This window comes from Novosphingobium sp., from assembly GCF_041915465.1.
In the GTDB taxonomy this organism is placed as follows: Bacteria; Pseudomonadota; Alphaproteobacteria; order Sphingomonadales; family Sphingomonadaceae; genus Novosphingobium.
On sequence record NZ_JAYSBK010000051.1, the window covers coordinates 1 to 22,286 of the forward strand.

The 22,286-nt window shown below is 64.6% G+C and carries 21 protein-coding genes; 6 read left to right on the top strand and 15 right to left on the bottom strand.

The window, feature by feature from the left end; genetic code table 11:
- The 3 genes from ACE3SN_RS10165 to ACE3SN_RS10175 form a co-directional block, all read left to right on the top strand.
- Positions 1 to 974, top strand: a 974-nt coding sequence (locus ACE3SN_RS10165; RefSeq protein WP_374529688.1) for a cytochrome P450, incomplete at its 5' end; no start/stop codon positions are given.
- Positions 974 to 1,621, top strand: coding sequence for a TetR/AcrR family transcriptional regulator (locus tag ACE3SN_RS10170; RefSeq protein WP_374529690.1), 648 nt, complete (start codon positions 974 to 976; stop codon positions 1,619 to 1,621). The genes ACE3SN_RS10165 and ACE3SN_RS10170, both read left to right, overlap by 1 nt.
- Positions 1,622 to 1,673: 52 nt before the next feature.
- The gene (locus ACE3SN_RS10175; RefSeq protein ID WP_374529692.1) at positions 1,674 to 2,168 is read left to right on the top strand and encodes an asparaginase domain-containing protein; all 495 of its coding nucleotides are present in this window, start codon (positions 1,674 to 1,676) and stop codon (positions 2,166 to 2,168) included.
- Positions 2,169 to 2,171: 3 nt separating this feature from the next.
- Here the strand turns inward: ACE3SN_RS10175 and ACE3SN_RS10180 are convergent, their stop codons facing one another.
- From ACE3SN_RS10180 to ACE3SN_RS10210, 7 genes are all read right to left on the bottom strand, one after another.
- Positions 2,172 to 2,690 carry a GIY-YIG nuclease family protein gene (locus tag ACE3SN_RS10180; RefSeq protein WP_374529694.1) on the bottom strand — a complete coding sequence of 173 codons (519 nt, stop codon included), beginning with the start codon at positions 2,688 to 2,690 and terminating at the stop codon, positions 2,172 to 2,174.
- A 5-nt stretch (positions 2,691 to 2,695) separates the two neighbouring features.
- Positions 2,696 to 4,267, bottom strand: a complete 1,572-nt coding sequence (gene guaA / locus ACE3SN_RS10185; RefSeq protein WP_374529696.1) for a glutamine-hydrolyzing GMP synthase — start codon at positions 4,265 to 4,267, stop codon at positions 2,696 to 2,698.
- A gap of 45 nt (positions 4,268 to 4,312) precedes the next feature.
- On the bottom strand, positions 4,313 to 5,854 hold the full coding sequence (locus ACE3SN_RS10190; protein ID WP_374529698.1) for a class I adenylate-forming enzyme family protein: 1,542 nt from the start codon (positions 5,852 to 5,854) through the stop codon (positions 4,313 to 4,315).
- 157 nt (positions 5,855 to 6,011) lie between these two features.
- On the bottom strand, positions 6,012 to 6,185 hold the full coding sequence (locus tag ACE3SN_RS10195; RefSeq protein ID WP_374529700.1) for a hypothetical protein: 174 nt from the start codon (positions 6,183 to 6,185) through the stop codon (positions 6,012 to 6,014).
- Between the two features lie 100 nt (positions 6,186 to 6,285).
- Positions 6,286 to 7,698: a M20/M25/M40 family metallo-hydrolase gene (locus ACE3SN_RS10200; protein ID WP_374529702.1), complete on the bottom strand. Its 1,413-nt coding sequence runs from the start codon at positions 7,696 to 7,698 to the stop codon at positions 6,286 to 6,288.
- A gap of 53 nt (positions 7,699 to 7,751) precedes the next feature.
- Positions 7,752 to 9,188, bottom strand: coding sequence for a M20/M25/M40 family metallo-hydrolase (locus ACE3SN_RS10205; protein ID WP_374529704.1), 1,437 nt, complete (start codon positions 9,186 to 9,188; stop codon positions 7,752 to 7,754).
- A 49-nt stretch (positions 9,189 to 9,237) separates the two neighbouring features.
- Entirely contained in the window at positions 9,238 to 10,053 is an 816-nt protein-coding gene (locus ACE3SN_RS10210) for a class I SAM-dependent methyltransferase (RefSeq protein ID WP_374529707.1), read from the bottom strand.
- Positions 10,054 to 10,164: 111 nt separating this feature from the next.
- Between ACE3SN_RS10210 and gyrB the strand changes: the two genes are divergently transcribed.
- A complete protein-coding gene (gyrB, locus tag ACE3SN_RS10215; protein ID WP_374529710.1) occupies positions 10,165 to 12,702 on the top strand; it encodes a DNA topoisomerase (ATP-hydrolyzing) subunit B in 2,538 nt (845 codons plus the stop codon).
- 3 nt (positions 12,703 to 12,705) lie between these two features.
- Here the strand turns inward: gyrB and ACE3SN_RS10220 are convergent, their stop codons facing one another.
- Positions 12,706 to 13,116 carry an acyl-CoA thioesterase gene (locus tag ACE3SN_RS10220; protein ID WP_374529712.1) on the bottom strand — a complete coding sequence of 137 codons (411 nt, stop codon included), beginning with the start codon at positions 13,114 to 13,116 and terminating at the stop codon, positions 12,706 to 12,708.
- Positions 13,117 to 13,149: 33 nt separating this feature from the next.
- Positions 13,150 to 13,785, bottom strand: coding sequence for a TetR/AcrR family transcriptional regulator (locus ACE3SN_RS10225; protein ID WP_374529714.1), 636 nt, complete (start codon positions 13,783 to 13,785; stop codon positions 13,150 to 13,152).
- A 130-nt stretch (positions 13,786 to 13,915) separates the two neighbouring features.
- Between ACE3SN_RS10225 and ACE3SN_RS10230 the strand changes: the two genes are divergently transcribed.
- Entirely contained in the window at positions 13,916 to 15,703 is a 1,788-nt protein-coding gene (locus ACE3SN_RS10230; RefSeq protein WP_374529716.1) for a bifunctional UDP-sugar hydrolase/5'-nucleotidase, read from the top strand.
- A gap of 18 nt (positions 15,704 to 15,721) precedes the next feature.
- On the opposite strand, the gene ACE3SN_RS10235 is transcribed toward ACE3SN_RS10230, so the two are convergent.
- The 6 genes from ACE3SN_RS10235 to ACE3SN_RS10260 all read right to left on the bottom strand — a co-directional run bounded on the left by ACE3SN_RS10235 (position 15,722) and on the right by ACE3SN_RS10260 (position 21,907).
- Positions 15,722 to 16,516: a DUF1295 domain-containing protein gene (locus tag ACE3SN_RS10235; RefSeq protein ID WP_374529718.1), complete on the bottom strand. Its 795-nt coding sequence runs from the start codon at positions 16,514 to 16,516 to the stop codon at positions 15,722 to 15,724.
- The gene (locus ACE3SN_RS10240) at positions 16,509 to 17,111 is read right to left on the bottom strand and encodes a lysophospholipid acyltransferase family protein (protein WP_374529720.1); all 603 of its coding nucleotides are present in this window, start codon (positions 17,109 to 17,111) and stop codon (positions 16,509 to 16,511) included. Before ACE3SN_RS10240 ends, ACE3SN_RS10235 begins: the two co-directional genes overlap by 8 nt.
- Positions 17,112 to 17,176: 65 nt before the next feature.
- Complete coding sequence (locus tag ACE3SN_RS10245; protein WP_374529722.1) at positions 17,177 to 18,778, bottom strand: carboxyl transferase domain-containing protein; 1,602 nt, start codon at positions 18,776 to 18,778, stop codon at positions 17,177 to 17,179.
- The gene (locus tag ACE3SN_RS10250) at positions 18,775 to 19,629 is read right to left on the bottom strand and encodes a TauD/TfdA dioxygenase family protein (RefSeq protein WP_374529723.1); all 855 of its coding nucleotides are present in this window, start codon (positions 19,627 to 19,629) and stop codon (positions 18,775 to 18,777) included. Before ACE3SN_RS10250 ends, ACE3SN_RS10245 begins: the two co-directional genes overlap by 4 nt.
- Before the next feature lie 119 nt (positions 19,630 to 19,748).
- On the bottom strand, positions 19,749 to 20,744 hold the full coding sequence (locus ACE3SN_RS10255; protein WP_374529724.1) for an alpha/beta hydrolase: 996 nt from the start codon (positions 20,742 to 20,744) through the stop codon (positions 19,749 to 19,751).
- Positions 20,744 to 21,907, bottom strand: a complete 1,164-nt coding sequence (locus ACE3SN_RS10260) for an isovaleryl-CoA dehydrogenase (protein WP_374529726.1) — start codon at positions 21,905 to 21,907, stop codon at positions 20,744 to 20,746. The genes ACE3SN_RS10255 and ACE3SN_RS10260 overlap by 1 nt, the downstream gene beginning before the upstream one ends.
- Before the next feature lie 94 nt (positions 21,908 to 22,001).
- Here ACE3SN_RS10260 and ACE3SN_RS10265 point away from each other — a divergent pair, with 94 nt between their 5' ends.
- On the top strand, positions 22,002 to 22,190 hold the full coding sequence (locus ACE3SN_RS10265; RefSeq protein ID WP_374529728.1) for a hypothetical protein: 189 nt from the start codon (positions 22,002 to 22,004) through the stop codon (positions 22,188 to 22,190).
- Positions 22,191 to 22,286: the final 96 nt, after the last annotated feature.

Consider the following 22,286-nt stretch of genomic DNA (forward strand, 5'->3'; position numbering starts at 1 on the left):
AAAACGAAGTGCGCCAGCCGATGTTCATCGCGATGGACCCGCCCGATCATACCGCCCAGCGCCGCACCGTGGCGCCTTCGTTCGGCCCCAGCGAAGTGGCCGAAATGAAGGCCGAGGTGCAGCGCCGTACCGCCGAAGTGCTGGATTCGCTTCCGATCGGCGAGCCGTTCGACTGGGTCCAGCGCGTCTCGATCGAACTGACCACGGGAATGCTGGCCAAGCTGTTCGATTTCCCTTGGGAGGAGCGCCAAAAGCTGACCCACTGGTCGGACGTGGGCGGCGACGTGGAACTGATCCGCTCGCCCGAGGGGCTGGCCGAACGCAACGCCAAGTTGCAGGAAATGGGCATGGCCTTTGCCGCACTGTGGCAGGAAAAGGCGCAGAATCCGGGCAAGGACCTGATCTCGGTCATGCTCCAGTCCCCGGCGATGAACCACATGAGCCCCGAAGAGTTCATCGGCAACCTGATCCTGCTGATCGTCGGCGGCAACGACACCACGCGCAATTCGATGTCGGCCTATGCCTATGGCCTGGCGCAGTTCCCAGAAGAACGCGCCAAGCTGGAAGCCAATCCCGCGCTGATCCCGAACGCGGTGCAGGAAATCATCCGCTGGCAGACCCCGCTGGCGCACATGCGCCGTACGGTCGAGGAAGACACCGAGCTTGACGGTCACCAGATGAAAAAGGGCGACAAGGTCGTCCTGTGGTACATCTCGGCCAACCGCGACGAGAGCGTGTTCAAGGATGCGGACCGGATCATCGTGGACCGCGAGAATTCCCGCCGCCATCTGTCGTTCGGTTACGGCATCCACCGCTGCGTCGGCGCGCGCGTGGCGGAACTGCAACTGTGCACCCTGCTCGAGGAAATGGCGAAGCGCCGCCTGCGCGTGAACGTGCTGGGCGAACCGGAGCGGGTGGCGGCCTGTTTCGTGCACGGTTACAAATCGCTGCAGGTCACGCTATCGCACTACTGATGGCAAAATTGACCACCAAGGAACGCATCGTTGTCGAAGCGCTGCGACTGTTCAACGAACAGGGCTATGACGCCGTCACTACGGCGGCGCTCGCGGCCCACCTCGGCATGGCCGAGGGCAACCTGTGGTATCACTTCAAGACCAAGCGCGCGCTGCTCGATGCGATCGGCGCGCGCTATGCCAAGGTGATCGAGGCGCGGATTTCGCAGGCCCCGGGCGAGGATGCCGTGGCCAGCTATGCCCTGCTGCTGGAAACGATGATGGCCGAATTTCGCGCCTTCCGGTTCCTCTATCGCGACCAGCGCAGCTATGGCCAGCTGGCCGAAACGATCGAGCGCAATGCCCGCCAATGGACCCAGCGGACGATCGACCAGCTTGAACATTACCTTGCCGCGCTGGTCGATGCGGGTCTGCTCGACTGGCCGCGCGAGCGGCTCCACGATGTGGCGATCAATGCCACGATCATCCTGCGCTACGGGTTGGAACACTACCGCGAAATGGGCGATCCGGTGGGCGAGGGCTCCGGCTCGGTCCGGCGTACCCTGCTGCGTCACCTCACCCTGTTCGAACACCGGCTCGAACCGGGCGCGGCAGAGCGCCTTCACGCTGCGATCGAGCTGATCGGGCAGCAGGCGCTTGCGGCGTAAGTGGCCGGCGTAGGGGTGGCGGCCTGAGGCCGGTGGGAGTAATGGGGGCGGCATGACCCAGCCCTCCATTCTCGTACTCACCACCGGCGGCACGATCGACAAGGCCTATTTCGACGCGCTCAGCGAATACCAGATCGTCGACAGCGGCATCCCCGCCCTGCTGAAAGAGGCGCGCGTGGCGCTGCCGTTCCGGGTGGTCGAACTGATGCGCAAGGACAGCCTGGAGCTGTCGGACGCCGACCGCGCCCTCATCGCCGCCGCCGCGCGCGAGGCGCCCGAAACCCACATCGTCGTTACCCACGGCACCGACACCATGACCGACACGGCCAAGATCCTCGCCGCCGAAGTGCCGGGCAAGACGATTGTCCTGACCGGCGCGCTAAGCCCCGCGCGCTTTGCCGAAACCGACGCCCCCTTCAACCTCGGTATGGCCGTGGCCACGGCCCAGGTCGCCGCCCCCGGCGTGTGGATCGCGATGAGTGGGCAGGTGTTCGACGGGCTGAAGGTGCGGAAGGACCGGGCGGCGGGGAAGTTCGTGAGCGTTTGAGGGTTAGGCGCTTGCAGGCATCCCCAGACGGCACAGTTCGCGCAGTCGCTGTAGCTCGCTGAATTTCCGGGGGTTGCCCAGCAGATTCAGCAAGGGAGTATAATTCTGGATCAATGCCTTTTCGGATTCGCGATGCGAACCGATGACTTGCTCACAGGTCCAGGCGACACGCAGGTTCCGGCAGATCCATTTGATGACGGCCTGTTTGTCATCGGCGGAAAATTCATAGTTTTTCCCTCCGACCGGTGATCGAAAGCCAAGCATCGCCCCTACCGAGCGAAAGAACGTGCCGGGGCGTTGATGCAGACATTCTTGCTCCCATACACGCACGAACAGGCTTACATCAGCCTTGCCAATATAGAGCAAATGCTGATTGGGGCGCGTCTGGGCCTCGCTCTGGAAAGCTTGAGGCAGGTGGCTCAAATCGCTGACGAAGAAAGCGTACTTGCCGGGGCGGTGTGGCAGGAGCGTTTCAGCTTCCGCCACTGGAATGGCTCGCTCGAAAGCGACCCAATCCGCCACGTGGTTTACTCCCACTCAATCGTCCCCGGCGGCTTCGAGGTATAGTCGTAGACCACGCGGTTGATGCCCTTGACCTCGTTGATGATGCGGGTGGCGCAGCGCGAGAGGAAGGCGGCATCGAAGGGGTAGATGTCGGCGGTCATGCCGTCGGTGCTGGTGACAGCGCGCAGGGCGCAGACGCTGTCGTAGGTGCGGTAATCGCCCATCACGCCGACTGTGCGGACCGGCAGCAGCACGGCGAAGGCCTGCCAGATCGCATCGTAAAGCCCGGCGGTGCGGATTTCGTCGAGGTAGACCGCGTCGGCCTTGCGCAGGATGTCGCAGCGTTCCTTGGTCACTTCGCCGGGGATGCGGATCGCCAGGCCCGGCCCCGGGAAGGGGTGGCGGCCAACGAAGATGTCGGGCAGGCCGAGTTCGCGGCCCAGTTCGCGCACTTCGTCCTTGAACAGTTCGCGCAGCGGCTCGACGAGCTTCATGTTCATGCGTTCGGGCAGGCCGCCGACGTTGTGATGGCTCTTGATCGTCACGCTCGGCCCGCCGGTGAACGACACGCTTTCGATCACGTCGGGATAGAGCGTGCCCTGGGCCAGGAAATCGGCCCCGCCGATGCGTTTCGCCTCTTCCTCGAACACGTTGATGAATTCCGCGCCGATGAACTTGCGCTTCTTTTCGGGGTCGGTCACGCCCGCAAGGCCCGACATGAAGCGTTCCTCGGCGTCCACCACCACCAGCGGGATGTTGTAGTGATCGCGGAACATGGTTTCCACCTGCTCGCGCTCGTTCATGCGCAAGAGGCCGTGATCGACGAAGACGCAGGTCAGCTGGTCGCCGATCGCCTCGTGGATCAGGATCGCCGCGACCGAGCTGTCGACCCCGCCGGAAAGGCCGCAGATCACCTTGCCCGAGCCGACCTGCTCGCGGATTTCGCGCACCTTGGTTTCGCGGTAGGCGGCCATGGTCCAGTCGCCCTTGAGGCCGCAGACGCGGTGGACGAAGTTGGCGATCAGCTTGGCGCCGTCCGGCGTGTGGACCACTTCGGGGTGGAACTGGGTGCCATAGAACTTGCGGGCTTCATCCGCGATCACGGCGAAGGGCGCGCCGTCGCTGGTGGCGACGATTTCGAAGCCGGGGGCGAACTGGGTAACCTTGTCGCCGTGGCTCATCCACACCTGGTGGCGTTCGCCCACCTGCCACAGCCCATCGAACAGGGCGCAATCCTTGGTCACGGTGAGGAAGGCGCGGCCGAATTCGCCGTCCCATTCGCCGTCGCGGCCCGCCTCGACCCGGCCGCCGAGCTGGTGGCTCATCACCTGCTGGCCATAGCAGATGCCCAGGATCGGCAGGCCCGCTTCGAACAGGGCCTGCGGTGCGCGCGGACTGCCTTCCTCGGGCACGCCGGCGGGCGAACCCGACAGGATGATCCCGGCGGGCTGCATCCGCGCAAAGGCGGCTTCGGCCTGGGTGAAGGGGGCGATTTCGCAGTAGACCCCGGCTTCGCGCACGCGGCGGGCGATAAGCTGGGTGACCTGGCTGCCGAAGTCGACAATGAGGATGGAATCGGAAGGGTGTGCCGTCATGGCCCGCCGATAATGGTGGCGGGCCATGCTGGCAAGTTTGGCGTTCTACTTCGCCACCGCGATTTCGCGCAGGTCGGTCTTGAGCAACTTGCCGATATGGCTGCGCGGCATTTCGTCGATCGCATAGAGTGCCGAAACGCGCTGGGTCTTGCCCAGGCGGCTGTTGGCGATGGTGCGGATGTCCTCAAGACTGTCCTCGCCTACGCCCGGCTTGAGCACCACGAAGCCGACCGGGGTTTCGCCCCATTGCTCCGAAGGAATGCCGACCACGGCGGCTTCGACCACGCGCTCGTCCTTGGCGAGTTCGCCCTCGAGGTCGACCGGGAAGATGTTGAAACCGCCCGAGATGATCACGTCCTTGGTGCGGCCGACCAGTTCGACGAAGCCGTCGGCGTCGACCCGGCCGACGTCGCCCATTCGCTGCCACACCGAACCGTCGCTGGGGTCGATCCAATAGCCTTCGCGGGTCTTTTCGGGCTGATTCTTGTAACCGAGCATCATCGTCGGGCTCTTGCCGATCAGTTCGCCCGGGGTGCCGGGGGGCACTTCGTTGCCGTTCTCGTCGATGACCTTTAGGAAGTGGCCCGGCGCCGGGAAGCCCACGGTGTGGAGCTTGTCGGGGTGTTCGTGGACCGGGAATATGCAGGCCACGCCGCCTTCGGTCATGCCATAGATCTCGATCAGGCCGCCGGGCATCCGCCGCAGCACTTCGGCCTTGAGGTCGGCCGGGAAGGGCGCGGAGGTGCAGTACTTCATCTTCATCGACGAGAGGTCGTACTTGTCGAAATCGGGAAACTGCATCAGGCGGCGATACTGCACCGGCACCAGCATGGTGTGGGTGATCTTTTCATCCTGCGCGCGCTGGAGCCACTTCTCGGTATCGAACTTGCCCATGATCGAGGCGCAGCCGCCCGAATACATCGTCGGCAGGAACACGGCCATGGTGGTGTTCGAATAGAGCGGGGTGGAGGTCAGCGTGCGGCTGCCCGCGCCGTAATTGTTGGCGGCGCGGAACGTCATCTGCCGCCAGCGCATCCCGTGGCTGTGGACGATGCCCTTCGGGATCCCGGTGGTGCCCGAGGAATAGATGATGTTGAACGGGTCCTTGTCGGTCGGCTCGAATGGTGCGGCCTTGGTGCCTTCGGGCGCCATGAAGGCATCCAGTTCTTCGTCCAGCACGATCTGGTTCGGGGTCGGCAGCTTGAAGTCGCCCAGTTCGGTCAGCTTGGCGCGGTCGATGAACAGGTGGATCGCGCCCGAATCTGCCGCCATCCCGCACAGCTGGTCGGGGCTGGCGCTGGTGGTCAGCGGCGCGGCGCAGCCGCCCGCGCGGATCGCGGCAAGGAAGACCAGCGCATAGGCCACGGTCGAGGTGCCAAGGATCGCCACCGATTGTCCGCGTTCAAGCCCATCGGCCTGAAGCCGCGCGGCAATGCGTTCGACCAGCGCTGCCGTTTCGCGCCACGACAGCGTGGTGGTGCCGTCATAAAGCGCGGGCGCATCGCCCCGGAATTCGCCCCAAGCGGCAATCAGGCCGGGAAAGGAGCCGAATTCGGCATCAAGTTGCGAACTGGGGTCGGTGCTCATGAACCTCTCTTCTGAATCGTTGTTTTGCGGCCTTGTGGCGGAAGTTCGGGGCCGCTGTCCAGAGTTCGAAGACGCAGTCTGCCGTATTGCCTGACCATGATTGCAAAAAATGCAACTACCGTGCAGGTCTTTGCACTAGAAATCTCTACTATAATACTTATGTTGCAACTGCGAACTGAGTTCGCCAACGCAAAAAGCAGGAAGGAAAGACCATGCGCAGCATCGTTTCGATCATGCTGCCGATCATCGCCGCCGCTGGGATCAGCGGCCTGATGTTCTCCGCGACGCTCGCCTGAGCCTCGCGGCTGGAGCCACAGGCTCCAGGCAGCACTCCCCAAAAGCAATACGGCCGCCGAGCCCCGGGCAAGCCCCAGGTTCGGCGGCCGTATTGTCTGGAAGTCTGGCGAAGCGCGGCTCCGCCAGACCAATTCCTACTTGCTCGAAAGCAGCTTGATCAGATCGTAGAGATAATCGCGCCCGGCATAGAGCGACTTCACTTCCATGCGCTCGTTCAGGCCGTGCGCGCCGTTCCCATCGGGATCGCCCCACACGCCCGGCACGCCATAGGTCGGGATGCCGACCGCGCCGAGATAGACCGCGTCGGTTGCCCCGGTCGACATCGTCGGGATCACCGGCACGCCGGGGAAGTGCTTGGCGGCCAGGGTTTCCATCGGGCCGATGACCTTCGGATCCATCGGCGGCGCCTTGGCGATCGGCTTGTTCTTCACCGTCTGCTCGATCTTCACCGCCGGATCGCCGATGACCTTTTCAAGCGCGGCCTGGGTTTCATCGGCGGTGCGGCCGGGGAACATCCGGCAGTTGACGTTGGCCGTAACCGACTGGGGCAGCGCGTTGAGCGCGTGGCCGCCCTTGACCATGGTCGGAACGCAAGTGGTGCGCAGCATCGAATGGAACGCCTTGTCGGTGTTGAGCACGGCCTCGGCGTCCTTGTCCGCCGGGTTGGCGGCAATCGCCGCCATCGCCTTGCCCATGTCGCCTCCGCGCATTGGCCCGGACTTGGCGAAGAAGGCGCGGGTCGTGTCGTTGAGTTCGAGCGGGAATTCATAACGGGCAACCTTACCCAGCGCGTCGCTCATCTCGGCGATGGCGTTGTCGGGCACCGGCTGCGAGGAATGGCCGCCGGGATTGGTCGTGGTCAGGGTGAAGTCCTGATAGGCCTTTTCGCCGACCTGGATGGTCTGGACCAGCAGGTGCCCCTTGCCGTCGGTGCGGCCGCCGCCGCCCTCGTTGAGGGCGAATTCGGCATCGATCAGGTCGCGCTTGTTATTGGCGAGGTATTCCGCGCCATTGAACGCGCCCGAGGTTTCCTCGCCGCAGGTCAGCGCCAGCTTGACCGTGCGCTTGGGCTTGTAGCCTTCCTTGGCGAAGCGGATCAGCGTGTCGGTGTAGATCGCGGCCTGCGCCTTGTCGTCGGCCGTGCCGCGCGCATAGAAATAGCCGTTTTCCTCGATCAGGGTGAAGGGGTCGCGGGTCCAGTCTTCGCGGTTGGCCTCGACCACGTCGATGTGGGCAAGCAGCAGCATCGGCTTCAGCTTCTTGGAAGTGCCGGGATAGACCACCACGAGGCCGCCTTCCTTGGGATGATCGGGCACCGAGAAGTAGGTGATCTGGGCGTCGGGGATTCCGGCCGCCTTCAACCGCGCGCCCATTCGCTCGGCCGCCAGCGTGCAGCTGCCGGCGGAAAGGGTCGTGTTGGTTTCGACCAGTTCCTTGTAGAGACCGCGGAACTCGACCTGGTCGGCACGCAGCTGCGCATCCTGCGCGGAAGCTGTGCCAGCCAGTACGGATGCGGCCAGCAAAGTGGCGGCGAATTTGCGGATCATGCGACTCGTCCTTTTGTTTGTGAGCTAAGTTTTGGGGGAGCGACCGGGGCAGGTCACTTGCTGGAAAGGTCCTTGACCAGGTCGAACAGGAAATCGCGGCCCGTGTAGAGAGACTTCACGGAAATCCGCTCGTTGAGGCCGTGGACCCCGTCGCCATCGGGGCCGCCCCACATTCCCGGCACGCCGTAGGTCGGGATCCCGACCGCGCCAAGGAAGGTTGCGTCGGTATAGCCGTTGGCCATCGAGGGCAGCAGCGGCACGCCGGGGAAGTACCGCGCCACCAGCTTTTCCATCGGGCCGATCACCTTGGGATTGAGCGGTGGGGCGGGCGGCGCGGGGCGCTTGGGCGGCAGGATCGTGATCGTGATCGAAGGATCGCCGATCACGCCTGCCAATTCATCGCGGATCGATTCGATCGAGTGACCCGGGAAGATCCGGCAATTGACGTTGGCCCGCGCCCGCTGCGGCAGGGCGTTGCGGGCATGTCCGGCGTCCACCATGGTGGCGACGCAAGTGGTGCGCAGGTTGGAATGGAGCACGCGGTCGGTGTTGACCACGGCTTCGGCGGCCTTGTCGGTCGGGTCCTTGGCCAGCGCGACCATGGCATCGCCCAGCGCATCATGGCGCGCGGCCCCTGCCCGCGCGAAATAGGCGTGGGTCACGTCATTCATTTCGAGCGGAAATTCATAGTCCTGCAGCTTGATTAGCGCGTGCGAGAGCGAATAGATCGCGTTGTCGCGGACCGGGATCGAGCTGTGCCCGCCGGGATTGCGCGCTTCGAGTTCGAAGTTGGCAAAGGTCTTTTCGCCAACCTGCACTTCCTGCACCAGCACCTTGCCGCTGGCATCGGCCGAACCTCCGCCGCCCTCGTTGAGGGCGAATTCGGCGTCGATCAGATCGCGCTTGTTGGCGGCCAGCCATTCGATCCCGTTGAACGCGCCGTTGGTTTCCTCGCCGCAGGATAGCGCCAGCTTGACCGTGCGCCTTGGCTTGTAGCCGGTCTTGGCGAAGCGGATTAGCGTATCGACCCAGACCGCCGCCATCGCCTTGTCATCGGCCGAGCCGCGGGCATAGAAATAGCCGTCTTCCTCGACCAGGGTGAAGGGATCGCGGGTCCAGTCCTCGCGCTTGGCCTCGACCACGTCGATATGGGCGATCAGCAGGATCGGCTTCAACGTCTTGGAGGTGCCGGGATAGATCGCCACCAGGCCGCCCTCATTCGGGTGGGCCGGGTCGGCATAGGGAATGATCTGCGCATCGGGGATTCCGGCCGCTTTGAGCCGCGCGCCCATGCGCTCTGCCGCAAGGGTGCAGCTGCCGGAAGACAGCGTGGTGTTGGTTTCGACCAGTTCCTTGTAGGTCGCGCGAAATTCCACCTGATCCGGGCGCAGGCCTGACTGGGCGGGGGCTGCAGGGCTGGGTGCGGATTGGGCAAGGGCCGCGCCGCCCAGCAGCGCAGCGCAAATCGCGGCGAAAAGCGGAACCCGCATGGCATTCTCCCCTGAATCGGAAGCCGCGATAAGAGCAGAGCGGCGGGGCCTATGCAATGCCCGCGCGCTGCGCCACCCAATAGGCCATCGTCGGCGCGGCCTTGTCCCACAGCCGCGGCCGCCAATAGCGCGCGTTCCAGGCGGTAAGGCGCGAGGCAAGCGCGTCGGCGGCGACGAAGCCCGGATTGTCCCAGGGATCCGTGATGCCGATCCGCCGGATGACTTGCTGCAATCCGGGAAAGCCGGCGAAGGATTTGTGCCGCAGGTTAAAGCCCGCGTCCTGCAGCATCCTGTCCATCAGGGCGTGCGGGATGCCGCGTTCGTGTGCGGTAAGGCCGGGGCGGGGGCGACGGAAGTCGCCGAGGGAAACGATCGGTTCGCGCAGCACCAGCGGCGCGCCGGGTTTCAGCACCCGCGCCAGTTCGCGCAGCACTGACGAAACGTTGGGGATATGGTGCAGCACGCCGAATGCGCAGGCGAGATCGAGCACGCCATCGGCCAGGTCGAGCGTGCCCAGCATGGTCGGCATGCGGTATTCGGCCGGCACTCCGGCGATGCGCTCGCGCCAGAAACCGCGTCCTGGCTCGACCGCGATGAAACGGTCCACCAGCGGCGCAAAGGCGGCATATTCGCCGCCGTCCGCTGCGCCCAGCGCCAGGGCCGTGGGAAAGCGCCCGGGGGGCAGGTGGCGCAGCGCGTGGTGGCGATGGATCGCCACGGTGGGGTTTTCGCCGATGCCGCCAGCGATCTCGAAATAGCCTTTTTCCTCGCTAGTGAACCATTGCGCGATGCCGGCTTCGTCCAGCGCCTCGCCATAGAGGGCGCGGCCGGAAAGCTCGTCTGGCGTGGGCGGGGGAAGCATCATCGACGAGAAGTCTAGCGCAAGATTTCGGGGATGCCCAACCTTGGGGAAAAATCGCGCGTGCAGTGCCGGTTTGGCTTGGGTTTCGCCCCCCGCCTGCCTATAGGCTGGTGCATGTCTGAAGCACCCGAAAACGCCCCCAACAGCAACGCCTATGGCGCGGAATCGATCAAGGTCCTCAAGGGCCTCGACGCCGTGCGCAAACGCCCCGGCATGTACATCGGCGATACCGACGATGGCTCGGGCCTGCACCACATGGTGTTCGAAGTTTCGGACAACGCGATCGACGAGGCGCTGGCCGGGCATTGTGACCTGGTGCTGATCGAACTCAACCCCGATGGTTCGGTCTCGGTTGAGGACAACGGGCGCGGCGTTCCCACGGGCATCCACCCGGAAGAGGGCGTCTCGGCGGCCGAAGTGATCATGACCCAGCTGCACGCGGGCGGGAAGTTCGAGAACACCTCGGACGATAACGCCTACAAGGTCTCGGGCGGCCTCCACGGCGTGGGCGTCTCGGTGGTCAACGCACTGTCCGAATGGCTGGAGCTGACGATCTGGCGCGAGGGCAAGGAGCACTGGATGAAGTTTGCCCACGGCGATGCCGTGGCGCCGCTTCAGGTGATGGGCGATGCCCCGGTGGCAACCGAAGGGCCGCGCAAGGGCCAGATCAAGAACGGCACCCGGGTGACCTTCCTTGCTTCGGACGAGACGTTCAAGAACGTCACCGTCTATGACTTCGACAAGCTGGAACACCGTTACCGCGAACTCGCGTTCCTGAACTCGGGCGTGCGCATCCTGCTGCGCGACAAGCGCGGCGAGGAAGTGAAGGAGCACGATCTGTTCTACGAAGGCGGAATCGCGGCCTTCGTGCAGTACCTTGATCGCAACAAGACCCCGCTGCTGGCCGAACCCATCGCGATCAGCAGCGAGCGCGACGGGATCGGCATCGACGTGGCGCTGGAATGGAACGATTCGTACTACGAAAACGTCCTGTGTTTCACCAACAACATCCCGCAGCGCGATGGCGGCACGCACCTCGCCGCGTTCCGCGCCGCGCTGACCCGCACGCTCAACGCCTATGCCGAAAAGTCGGGCCTGCTGAAGAAGGAAAAGGTCAACCTCACCGGCGATGACATGCGCGAAGGGCTAACGGCGATCGTCTCGGTCAAGCTGCCCGATCCCAAGTTCTCGTCGCAGACCAAGGACAAGCTGGTATCCTCCGAAGTGCGCCAGCCGCTCGAAAGCCTGATGGCCGACCGGCTAAGCGAATGGCTTGAGGAAAACCCAGCCAACGCCAAGCAGGTCGTCGGCAAGATCATCGACGCCGCCGCCGCGCGCGAGGCCGCGCGCCGCGCCCGCGAACTGACCCGCCGCAAGGGCGCGATGGACATCGCCAGCCTGCCGGGCAAGCTGGCCGATTGCCAGGAACGCGATCCTTCGAAGTGCGAACTGTTCCTGGTCGAAGGGGATTCGGCCGGCGGCTCGGCCAAGCAGGGGCGTGACCGGCACTATCAGGCGATCCTGCCCTTGAAGGGCAAGATCCTCAACGTCGAGCGCGCGCGGTTTGACCGGATCATTTCGTCCAAGGAAGTCGGCACGCTGATCCAGGCGATGGGCACCGGCATCCGCGACGAGTTCAACCTCGACAAGCTGCGCTATCACAAGATCGTGATCATGACCGACGCCGACGTCGACGGCGCGCATATCCGCACGCTGCTGCTCACCTTCTTCCACCGCCAGATGCCCGAGATCATCCGAAGCGGGCATCTCTTCATTGCCCAGCCGCCACTCTACAAGGTCGCGAAGGGGCGTTCGGAGGTTTACCTCAAGGACGGGGCGGCGCTCGATCGCTACCTGGTTGAAGCCGGGATCGCGGGCCGTGTGCTGGAAACCGTCGGCGGTACGCGCGGCGGTCAGGATCTGGAGGCGCTGGTCGAACACGCAATGCGGATGCGCAGCCTGATGGGCTTCGTGCCGCGCCGCTATGATCCCGCCATCGTCGAAGCGCTGGCGCTGGCCGGGGTGCTGAACCCCGAGCTTGACCGCGCCGGGCGCGAAGCTGCCCTCGCACGCACCGCACTGTGGCTCGACGCGGGCGACCGCGAGGCGAAGTGGAGCGCCGAGCTCACCGTGGAAGGCGCCGTGCTGGTCAAGCGCGTGTGGCGCGGGGTGACCGATGCCTATCCGATCGACGCCAGCTTCCTGACCAGCGCCGAAGCGCGCAAGCTCGCCCGCCTCGCGGCCGAGAACGCCGATGTCTATGCCGCGCCCTCGCGCCTCGTGCGCGCTTCGGCGGCGGCCGAAGAACCGGTTGAGGTGGACGCGGCCGAAGGCGGCGAAGACGAAGCCCAGCCTGCCCGCACCATCGCGGCCAAGGATCAGGTTACGCGCCCTTCGGAACTGCTCGAAGCTGTGCTGGCGGGCGGGCGCAAGGGTCTCTCGATCGCGCGCTACAAGGGCCTTGGCGAAATGAACGCCGAACAGCTGTGGGAAACCACGCTCGATCCGGAAAACCGCAGCCTGCTGCAAGTCAAGGTCGAGGATGCCGACGTGACGGACGAGATCTTCACCCGCCTGATGGGCGACGTGGTCGAACCGCGCCGCGATTTCATCCAGGAAAACGCCCTGAACGTTGCAAACCTCGACGTCTGAGGATTATTCGGCGGCCGGTTCCGGAAAGAAGCGCGCGATCACTTCGCGCGCCAGCCGGGCCGGACGCAGCGTTTCCGCGTCGATGCAGCACCAGCTTGATTTCACCTCGGCCAGGATTTCCTCGCCCCGGCGGATGATCGTTTCATACTGCGCCCGCGCGCCGTGGAACTTTTCCAGGAGGACCGTGGCGATCACCTCGTCACCCAGGAAAGTCGGGCGGCGGTAGGTGATCTCGTGCTTGAGCGCGACCCACAGGTGCGCCGCCACGGCTTCGGCCGGGGCAAGGCTGCGCCAGTGGTCGATCACCGCGTCCTGCACCCATTTCAAATAGCTGGCGTTGTTGACGTGGCCCATGAAGTCGATGTCGGCCGGATCGACGCCAATCGGGAAGAAGTGGGGGAGGGAAGTGCTCACATCGATGTAAGTAATAGCTTCGGGCAGGAATTGCTAGGCCGCGCGTAGGCCCTTTACCGCCTTGGCGCCCCGGTCGGTCGCGGAAAGCCCGTCGAAGATTGCGTCGATGATCATGGCCAGCTTGTCCACCGTCAGCCGCGCCATGACCATCTCCATCACGCCGATGTTCGCATAAACGCTGACCATCTGGTTGATCAGGCTGAGCGCTTCGTCGATCGACAGGCCCGCGAACGCGCCCTCGGCCATCGCTTCGCCGATGATCATGGCCAGGTAATGATCGCCCAGGTCGACGTAGCTGCGCACCAGTTCGAAGTTTTCCTTGCCCAGTTCGACATAGTTGGCGAACGCCACCGGATCGCGTTCCCATTCGGCCTTCATCAGGGCGAAACGGCGCGCGAAGAATTCGAACATCTTGCGGCGGGGGCTGAGGTCGCTGGCGATGACCTCTTCCATGATCGCCACCTTGGGCTGGAACCAGCGTTCGGCGACAGCCTCGATCAGGGCGTCCTTGCTTTCGAAATAGCGATAGAGGTTGGCGGGCGACATCTGCGCGCGGGCAGCCAATTCGGCCACGGTAAGATTGGTGGTCCCGCGCTCCTCGATCAGTTCGACGACCAGATCGATCAACGCTTCCCGTCCCGCTTCGATATCGGTCTGCGGCCGTGCCATGGAACGCAACTCCCCAGGGATTCCTGCTTATGGTGCCAATATAAATGGGGGCAGCCGAATTTCAAGAAACTGTCTTACTTGCATAATACGCAACACTTGCCGATTTGCGGCGATCGTCTAGGACAGGTCCATGCTCGAAATCCGTATTCTGCGCCGCACATTCACCCGGCTGATTCCTGTCGTCCTGCTACCGCTTGTGGCCGCCTGCGCGCCTGCGGGCGCGATCAAATCCACCGCCCCGCCACAGACTGTCACAGTCGGGATCGTGGCGATCAACGATTTCCACGGCGCGCTGACCCCGCCGAAAACCTCGGTGATCGTGGGTGATGGCAAGGGCGGGGTTGTTCAGGTCCCCGCGGGCGGCGCGGCCTGGCTCGCCAGTGTGGTCGACAGCGTGCGCGGGCAGTATCCCAATCACCTGACCCTGTCGGCCGGCGACATGATCGGCGGCTCGCAGCTCGCCTCGTCGATGTTCCTCGACGAACCGGCGATCGAGGTGATGAACCGCATCGGGCTCGATTATAACGCGGTCGGCAATCACGAATTCGATCGCGGCCGCGATGAGTTGAAGCGCAAGGCGACGGGCGGCTGCCAGCAATTCACCAGCGTGAAGCCGTGCCGGCTCGAACCGTTCAAGGGGGCGAAGTTCGGCTATCTTGCCGCGAATTCGCTTGAGGAAGACGGCAGCACCCTGTTCCCGGCCACCGCGCTTCGCAGCTTCGGCAAGGGCCGCAACAAGGTGAAGGTCGGGATCATCGGCATCACGCTGGAAGCAACCAGCGATCTGGTCTCGCGCGACGGGCTGGGCGGTGTGCATTTCGCCAATGAAGCGGACACGGTGAACGCGCTTGTCCCACAACTGAAGGCCCAGGGTGCCGATGCGATCGTACTGCTGATCCACCAGGGCGGATACACTAGCGGCGGCGAGCCCGATCCCAATGGCTGCGGCCAGCTGACCGGCGGGATCCGGCCTATTCTTGACCGGCTCGATAGCCGCGTCGACGTGGTCATTTCGGGCCACACCCACTGGTCATATGTCTGCAATTACGCGGACTATAATCCCGCCAAGCCGTTCCTGCTGACCAGCGCCGGGGTATTCGGCCAGCTGGTGACCGACATCCGGATCGAAATCGATCCCCGCAGCAAGAAGGTTGTCGCCAAGAGCGCGCACAACGTGATCGTGCAGAGCGAGGGCTATCCCACGCGCAATGGCCAGATCGACACCAAGCCGGGCTTCCCGCTGTTTCAGCCGCGCGCCGACATCAACGCCTACGTTGCGAAATATACCGCCGCCTCGGCCACCGAAATCGAGCGTCCGGCTGGGCGGCTGGCCGGAGAAGTGACCCGCCCAGGCGGAGATTCGTCACGCACGGGCGGAACGCTGGGCAACCTCATCGCCGATGCGCAGCTGGCCGCTACCCGGGCGGCGGGCGCGCAGATCGCCTTCATGAATCCCTTCGGCATCCGCGCGCCGCACCGCCTGACCCCGGCCGGCGACGGGACGCTGACCTTCGGCGCGCTCTATGCGGTGCAGCCCTTCAACAACACATTGGTGACCCAGTCGATGACCGGGGCGGACATCAAGGCCGTGCTTGAACAGGGGTTCGATGACAACCAGCCGATCCAGGCGCTCAGTCCCTCTGCCGGGTTCACCTATACCTATGACCTCTCGCGCCCGGTGGGCGACCGGGTGACGAGCATGATGCTGGACGGCAAACCGATCGATCCGGCGGCGACCTACCGGGTCACCACCAACAACTTCCTCGCCAGTGGCGGTGACAGTTTCGCTGGATTTGCGCTTCAGCGCGATGCCGCAATCGCGCAGCTCAGCGATGTCGAGGCGCTCGAAGCCTGGCTTAAGGGCGATCAGCCCCGCGCCGTTCCGACCGAAAAACGGGCGGTGGAGGTGAAACACTGACCCGAGCGCGGGGGCGCCCTATCGCTTGCGCGGAGGAAGCGGGAAAAAGCCCGAGGTGCGCGCGACATAGTCGGCGTAGCCCGGGCGGCTTTTGGCCAGGCCCTTTTCCAGCAGCGGCTTGCCCGACCAGCGGGTGAGCGTGAAGGTCAGGAACACGGGGCCGATCAGGCTGGCAAGGGCGACAGCGGTGCCTGATCCTGCCGCGACCAGCCAGATCCCCCACCAGGCGCAGCAATCGCCGAAGTAGTTGGGGTGGCGGGTATAGCGCCACAGCCCGGTGTCGAGCACCTTGCCCTTGTTGGCCGGATTGGCGCGGAAGGCCTTGAGCTGGGCATCGCCAATCGTTTCAAATGCCATGCCGACCAGCCACAGCGCCGCGCCGACCAGGCCGATCGTGCCGATCTCGGCCGGTTTCGAGCCGGTCAGGATGCCGAGCTGGGCGGGCAGGCTGGTGATGAACAGCAGCACCGCCTGCGGGCCGAACACCACCTTGAAAGCGGCCGCGCCATAGCGGCCCTGTTCGCGCGCCTTGGCCAGCATCCGGGCATAGCGCGGATCCTCGCCGTGCGCGCGCCAGCGGGTGAATAGATGCAGGCCGAGGCGCAGCCCCCAGATCGCGGTCATTGCCAGCAGCAGCGTCGCGCGCGGCCCCGGATCGGCCAGTTGCAGCCAGCTTGTCAGCGCCAGCACGGCCATCCCTGCGCCCCAGACCGCGTCGATGAACGAAACGTCCCCGATCCGCGCCGCGATCAGGCACAAGGCCAGCATCATGACGAGGTCAACCCCGGCATTGATCAGCAGTCCGTCAAGCATTTGCGCCTCCCTCGATGGCCAGCACGCGCGGGTGATCGGGCAGGACCGAGCGATAGAACGCCGCCAGTTTCGCAAGGTCGGCCTGGTAATCGCCGCTTGGCATCAGGGCCGGACCGATCCCGCCCTGCATGGTTTCGTTGTTGACCCAGGCCGGCACGATCGGCACCCCGGCGCCCAGCGCGATATGATAGAAGCCCGATTTCCACCCGCCCTTCGAACTGCGCGTCCCCTCGGGCGCGATCACCAGCGCCAGGCGGCTGCGGCGTTTGAATTCGGCGATCAGCGCCTCGACATAGTTGCCGCCCGTTGAGCGGTTCACCGGCACGCCGCCCATGTCGAGCATGAAGCGCGTCATCGGCCATTTGAACAGGGTGTGCTTGCCCATGAATGCCGGCTCGACCCCAAGCCGGCTGGTTGCGCCAAGAAAGAAGACGAAGTCCCAGTTTGACGTGTGCGGCGCGCCCAGGATCACGCAGCGCCCCGGCAGCGAGGTTTCGCCGCTCAGCGTCCAGCCCTTCCAGCGATAGAGCCACAGCAGCAGGCGCTTTACCAGCCGTGACGACAGCGAAGGCGCACGCGCAGTTTTGGCTTCCATGCATTCTCCCCGGTTTCGCGCGAGCTTAACAGCTAAATGCGGGAAAGCGAGAGTGCCCAAAAGTGCTACATCCGGAACACGCCGAAGGCCGGGCGATCCGGTATCGGTGCTTCCAGCGTCACCGCCAGCGCCAGGCCCAGCACATCCCGCGTCTGGACGGGATCGATCACCCCGTCGTCCCACAGCCGCGCGGTAGCGTGATAGGGATTGCCTTCGTCTTCGTATTTCACCCGGATCGGGGCCTTGAAGGCTTCGGCTTCCTCGGGCGTCCACTTGTCGGCATCGCGGTGGACCGTGGCGAGCACGCTGGCCGCCTGTTCGCCGCCCATCACCGAAATGCGGGCGTTGGGCCAGGTGAACAGGAAGCGCGGGGAATAGGCGCGCCCGCACATCCCGTAATTGCCCGCGCCAAAGCTGCCGCCGATCAGCACGGTCAGCTTGGGCACGGTGGCCGTGGCGACCGCGGTGACGAGCTTGGCGCCGTGCTTGGCGATCCCTTCCGCTTCGTACTTGCCGCCGACCATGAAGCCCGAGATGTTCTGCAGGAACAGGAGCGGGATCTTGCGCTGGCAGGCGAGTTCGATGAAGTGCGCGCCCTTGACCGCGCTCTCGCTGAACAGCACGCCGTTGTTGGCCAGGATCGCCACCGGCATCCCCCAGATATGCGCAAAGCCGCAGACCAGCGACGCGCCGTAATGCGCCTTGAACTCGTGAAACTCGCTGCCGTCGACCAGCCGCGCGATCACTTCGTGGACGTCATAGGGTGCGCGCACGTCTTCAGGGATGATGCTGTAGAGATCCTCGGCATCGTACTTTGGCACGCGCGGTTCTTTCAGCGGCAGGCCGTGGTCGTGGCGCGGGCCAAGGTGGGAGACGATGTCGCGCACGATGGTGAGGGCGTGCTCGTCATTTTCGGCCAGGTGATCGACCACGCCGCTCTTGCGCGCGTGTAGATCGCCCCCGCCCAGGTCTTCGGCGCTGATTTCCTCGCCGGTTGCGGCCTTCACCAGCGGCGGACCGGCGAGGAAGATCGTGCCCTGTTCGCGCACGATCACCGTCTCGTCGCTCATCGCCGGAACATAGGCGCCGCCCGCCGTGCAACTGCCCATCACGCAGGCGATCTGGGCGATGCCCTTGGCGCTCATGTTCGCCTGGTTGAAGAAGATCCGGCCGAAATGGTCGCGGTCGGGGAAGACCTCGCTCTGGTGGGGCAGGTTGGCCCCGCCGCTGTCGACCAGGTAGATGCAGGGCAGGTGGTTCGCCTCGGCAATCTCCTGCGCGCGCAGGTGCTTCTTCACAGTCAGCGGGTAATAGGTGCCGCCCTTCACTGTCGCGTCATTAGCCACGATCATGCACATCCGGCCCGATACGCGTCCGATGCCCGTGATGATCCCCGCGCCTGGGATGTCCTCGCCATAGACGCCGTCCGCCGCGAGCTGCCCGATCTCGAGCAGCGGCGAGCCGGGATCGAGCAGGCGTTCGACGCGTTCGCGCGGCAGCAGCTTGCCGCGCGAAGTATGGCGTTCGCGGCTCTTCTCGTTCCCCCCCAGTGCGGCCTCGGCCACGCGCGCGCGCAGCATCGCTGCAAGCGCGCGATTATGCTCCGCCCGGGCCTGCGCCTGCGGATCTTCCGGGTTGAGGTTGGAAGTGAGGACCGGAGCTGTCATGCGTTTTCAAGCTCCGGGCCGATCACCGATACCCGCTCGGCATAGCGGCTGTGCGGGTAGTAGTCCCAGACCGCATGATGCTGGGTGGCGACGTTGTCCCAGATGGTCAGGGTATTGGGTTCCCAACGCACCCGGCACTGGGCAGCCAGCGTGTCCTCGATGTGCTGGAAGAACAGCTCCATTAGCAGGCGGCTCTCCAGGCGCTTGAGCTTGGCGATGTGGGTGGTGAAGCCGCGGTTGATCCATAGCGTTTCGCGCCCGGTCACCGGATGGCGGACGACCACAGGGTGTTCGGTCCGGTTGTACTGAACGCCCGCAGGCGGCTCGATCCCATAGCCCACCCGATAGGGCAGGGCGCCGTCATGCACCGCCCTGAGCGAGCGGGCCAGCGTCTGGAGCGGTTCCGACAGCCGGTCGAAGCATTCCCCCAGGCTGGAATAGATCGTATCGCCCCCGCCGCCCTCGGGCACTTCCTTCATGTAGAGCAGTGAAGCCGCGATCGGCGCGGGATCGCAGCTGACATCGGTGTGCCAGCCATCCCCGGCAGTGTACTTCGAGGTAGCGGTCGTGCGGACTTCGAGCACTTCGGGATCCTCCGCGCCCCGCGCGGCGCCAAGGGCATGGCGGTGCAGCACCCCGGTTCCGAACAGTCGCGCCACCCGCTTGTGCTGTTCGCGGGAAAGCTGCTGATCGCGCACCACCAGCACCTGGCGTTCGGCCAGCAGCGAGCGAAGCCAATCCTCGCCGTTGCCGTCAAGCGATGCCAAATCGACACCCCGTACCTCGGTTCCGATGACCGGCGTGAGGTTTTCAAGCACGGCCCCTGCGGGCTGGTTGTTGCGAATCGTCATGCGTTATCCCCTCCTTGCCGATGGTGTTGTAAGCGCGGTGATTTCCGGTTCGCTCCGGCCGGTTCGCGGCCGCTCAACCTGTGATGGATCGCGCTGCATGGGTTCAGGGGCAAGTGCGTTCACTTGCCGCTTCCCGCAAAAACCTTGGCGAAGAATGGCAGCACCTTGGCGGCGAAGCGTTCAGGCACCTTGTTGCCATGATCGCCGACATAGAGTTCCCACTGGTGGGGAATGCCGAACTTGAGCAGCTCTTCGTGGATCGCCTCATCATCGGCGCGCACGAAATCGGTGTCGCCGGTCTCGATCGCGATGGCGTGCATCGAACGCAGCGAATGCAGGTACTGCGGCACCATCGCGACGGGCGCGTTGGCGGCCCACTTGGCAATGACCAAGTCCACCGGCTTACCGTCCCTGGTGGCAAGATCGGCATAGAACGGCGGGTTGTTCGGATTGGGCGACCATGCGGCGGCGACGGCGAAATTGCCCCGGTCCATCCATGAAGCCTCGTTCACCTGCTGCTCGGTCCAGCCCTCGTACTTGGGATCGGCCATGGCGGCGGGGCGCGGCGTGGTACAACACGGGTTCATGGCATAGAGCGCGCCGAACACGTCGGGCCGCTTCATGCCCAGCTTGAGCGTGCCGTAACCGCCCATCGAATGGCCGGCGAGGCCGCGCGCATCGCGCTTGGCAATCGTGCGGTAATGGCCATCGACATAGCCGACGAGGTCGGTGGTGATGAATTCCTCGAAATCGCCAACCGTGGGCGAATCCGAATACATCGAGCCGCCCCACTTCGTCATCGAATCGGGCACGACAATGATCATGTCGAGCTTCGATGCCTGCAGCGCCGCGTCGAACTTCACATAGTCCATGTATTTGTCGGCGGTCGAATTGTAGCCGTGGAGGAAGTAGAGCACCGGATAGCGGCGCGTCTTCCCATGGTCGTAGCTGTCCGGCAGGATCACGTAGACCGTGCGGTCGGGCGAATTGCCTTCAAGGTTGCCCTCGATCGCCTTGCTGTGAACGGCAAGCTTTTCGACCCGCGCCAGCGCCGGCGCGGCGATCAGCACCGACAGCGCGGCAAGCGCGAGCGACAGACGCTTCAGCAGGGTCATCAGTTCGCTCCGATCAGTTCGCGCCCGATCAGCATTCGGCGGATTTCGTTGGTGCCTGCCCCGATGTCGAGCAGCTTGGCATCGCGCAGATAGCGTTCCACCGGCCAGTCGCGGGTATAGCCTGCCCCGCCCAGGGCCTGCACGGCCTCGCCCGCCGCCTTGAAGGCGTTCTCGCTCGCCAGCAGGATCGCGCCGGCTGCATCGAAGCGGGTGGTCTGCCCGGCATCACACGCCCGCGCCACTGCATAGACATAGGCCCGCGCCGATTGCAGCGCGACGTACATGTCCGCCACCTTGGCCTGCATCAGCTGGAAGGCGCCGATCGGTTTGCCGAACTGCTTCCTCTCGCGCAGGTAGGGGATGACCGTGTCCAGGCAGGCCTGCATGATACCAAGCTGGAGCCCCGCAAGCACCACGCGTTCGTAATCGAGGCCCGACATCAGCACGCCCACGCCGCCGTGCAGCGGGCCCATGATCCGCTCTTCGGGCACGAAGCAATCGTTGAACACCAGTTCCGCCGTCGGGCTGCCGCGCATCCCCAGCTTGTCGATCTTCTGGCCGATGGAGAACCCGGCATCGCCTGCCTCGATCAGGAAGGCGGTGATCCCGCGTGAACCGGCTTCGGGCGAGGTCTTGGCATAGACCACCAGCGTATCGGCATAGGTGGCATTGGTGATCCAGAACTTGGTGCCATTGAGCCGGAAGCCGCCCGGCACGGCATCGGCCTTCAGCTTCATCGAGACCACGTCCGAACCAGCCCCCGCTTCCGACATGGCAAGGCTGCCGACATGTTCGCCGGAAATCAGCTTCGGCAGGTACTTTGCCTTCTGCTCGTCGCTGCCCCAGCGGCGGATCTGGTTGACACAAAGGTTCGAGTGCGCGCCATAGGACAGGCCGATCGAGGCCGAGGCGCGGCTGACTTCCTCCACCGCCACGACATGGTCGAGATAGCCCAGGCCCAGCCCGCCCCATTCCTCTTCCACGGTGATGCCGTGCAGCCCAAGCTCACCCATCGCCGGCCACAGCTCGCGCGGGAACCAGTCATCAAGGTCGATCTTCGCGGCCAGCGGCGCGATCTTTTCATCGGCAAAGCGTGCCGCCGCCTCGCGGATCATCAGCGTGGATTCGGGCAGGGCAAAATCGAATTCGGGCGTCGCGCGCATGGTGGCTCCTCTCTCCGGCAACGGCATAGCAAGAGTGCGCGGCGGCGCAAACAAGTTGCACTGGAAAGCAATCGCAATGCGGGGGGCGCAAGCCATGGGGCAGGACAAGCCGAATTCCGATGCCTTCTGCACCTTGCGCCCGCAGATCGCCCCCGCCACCATCATCGTGCGGGCGATGCCGCTGAGGCAGGACGAGGGCGACCGGTATCAACAGGCGGGTTCGGCACGCCTGTTGGCTGGAATGTTGGGGGGAGCGGACTTAGCCTGTCGGCAGAACGGCTGAACAATGAGCAGCCTCGATCTTCCAGCTTCCCGACGATCGGTGCCAAAGGCGCGTGTATGCGAATCTCCCGCCAAAGAGCTGGCCCGCATAGTTGCC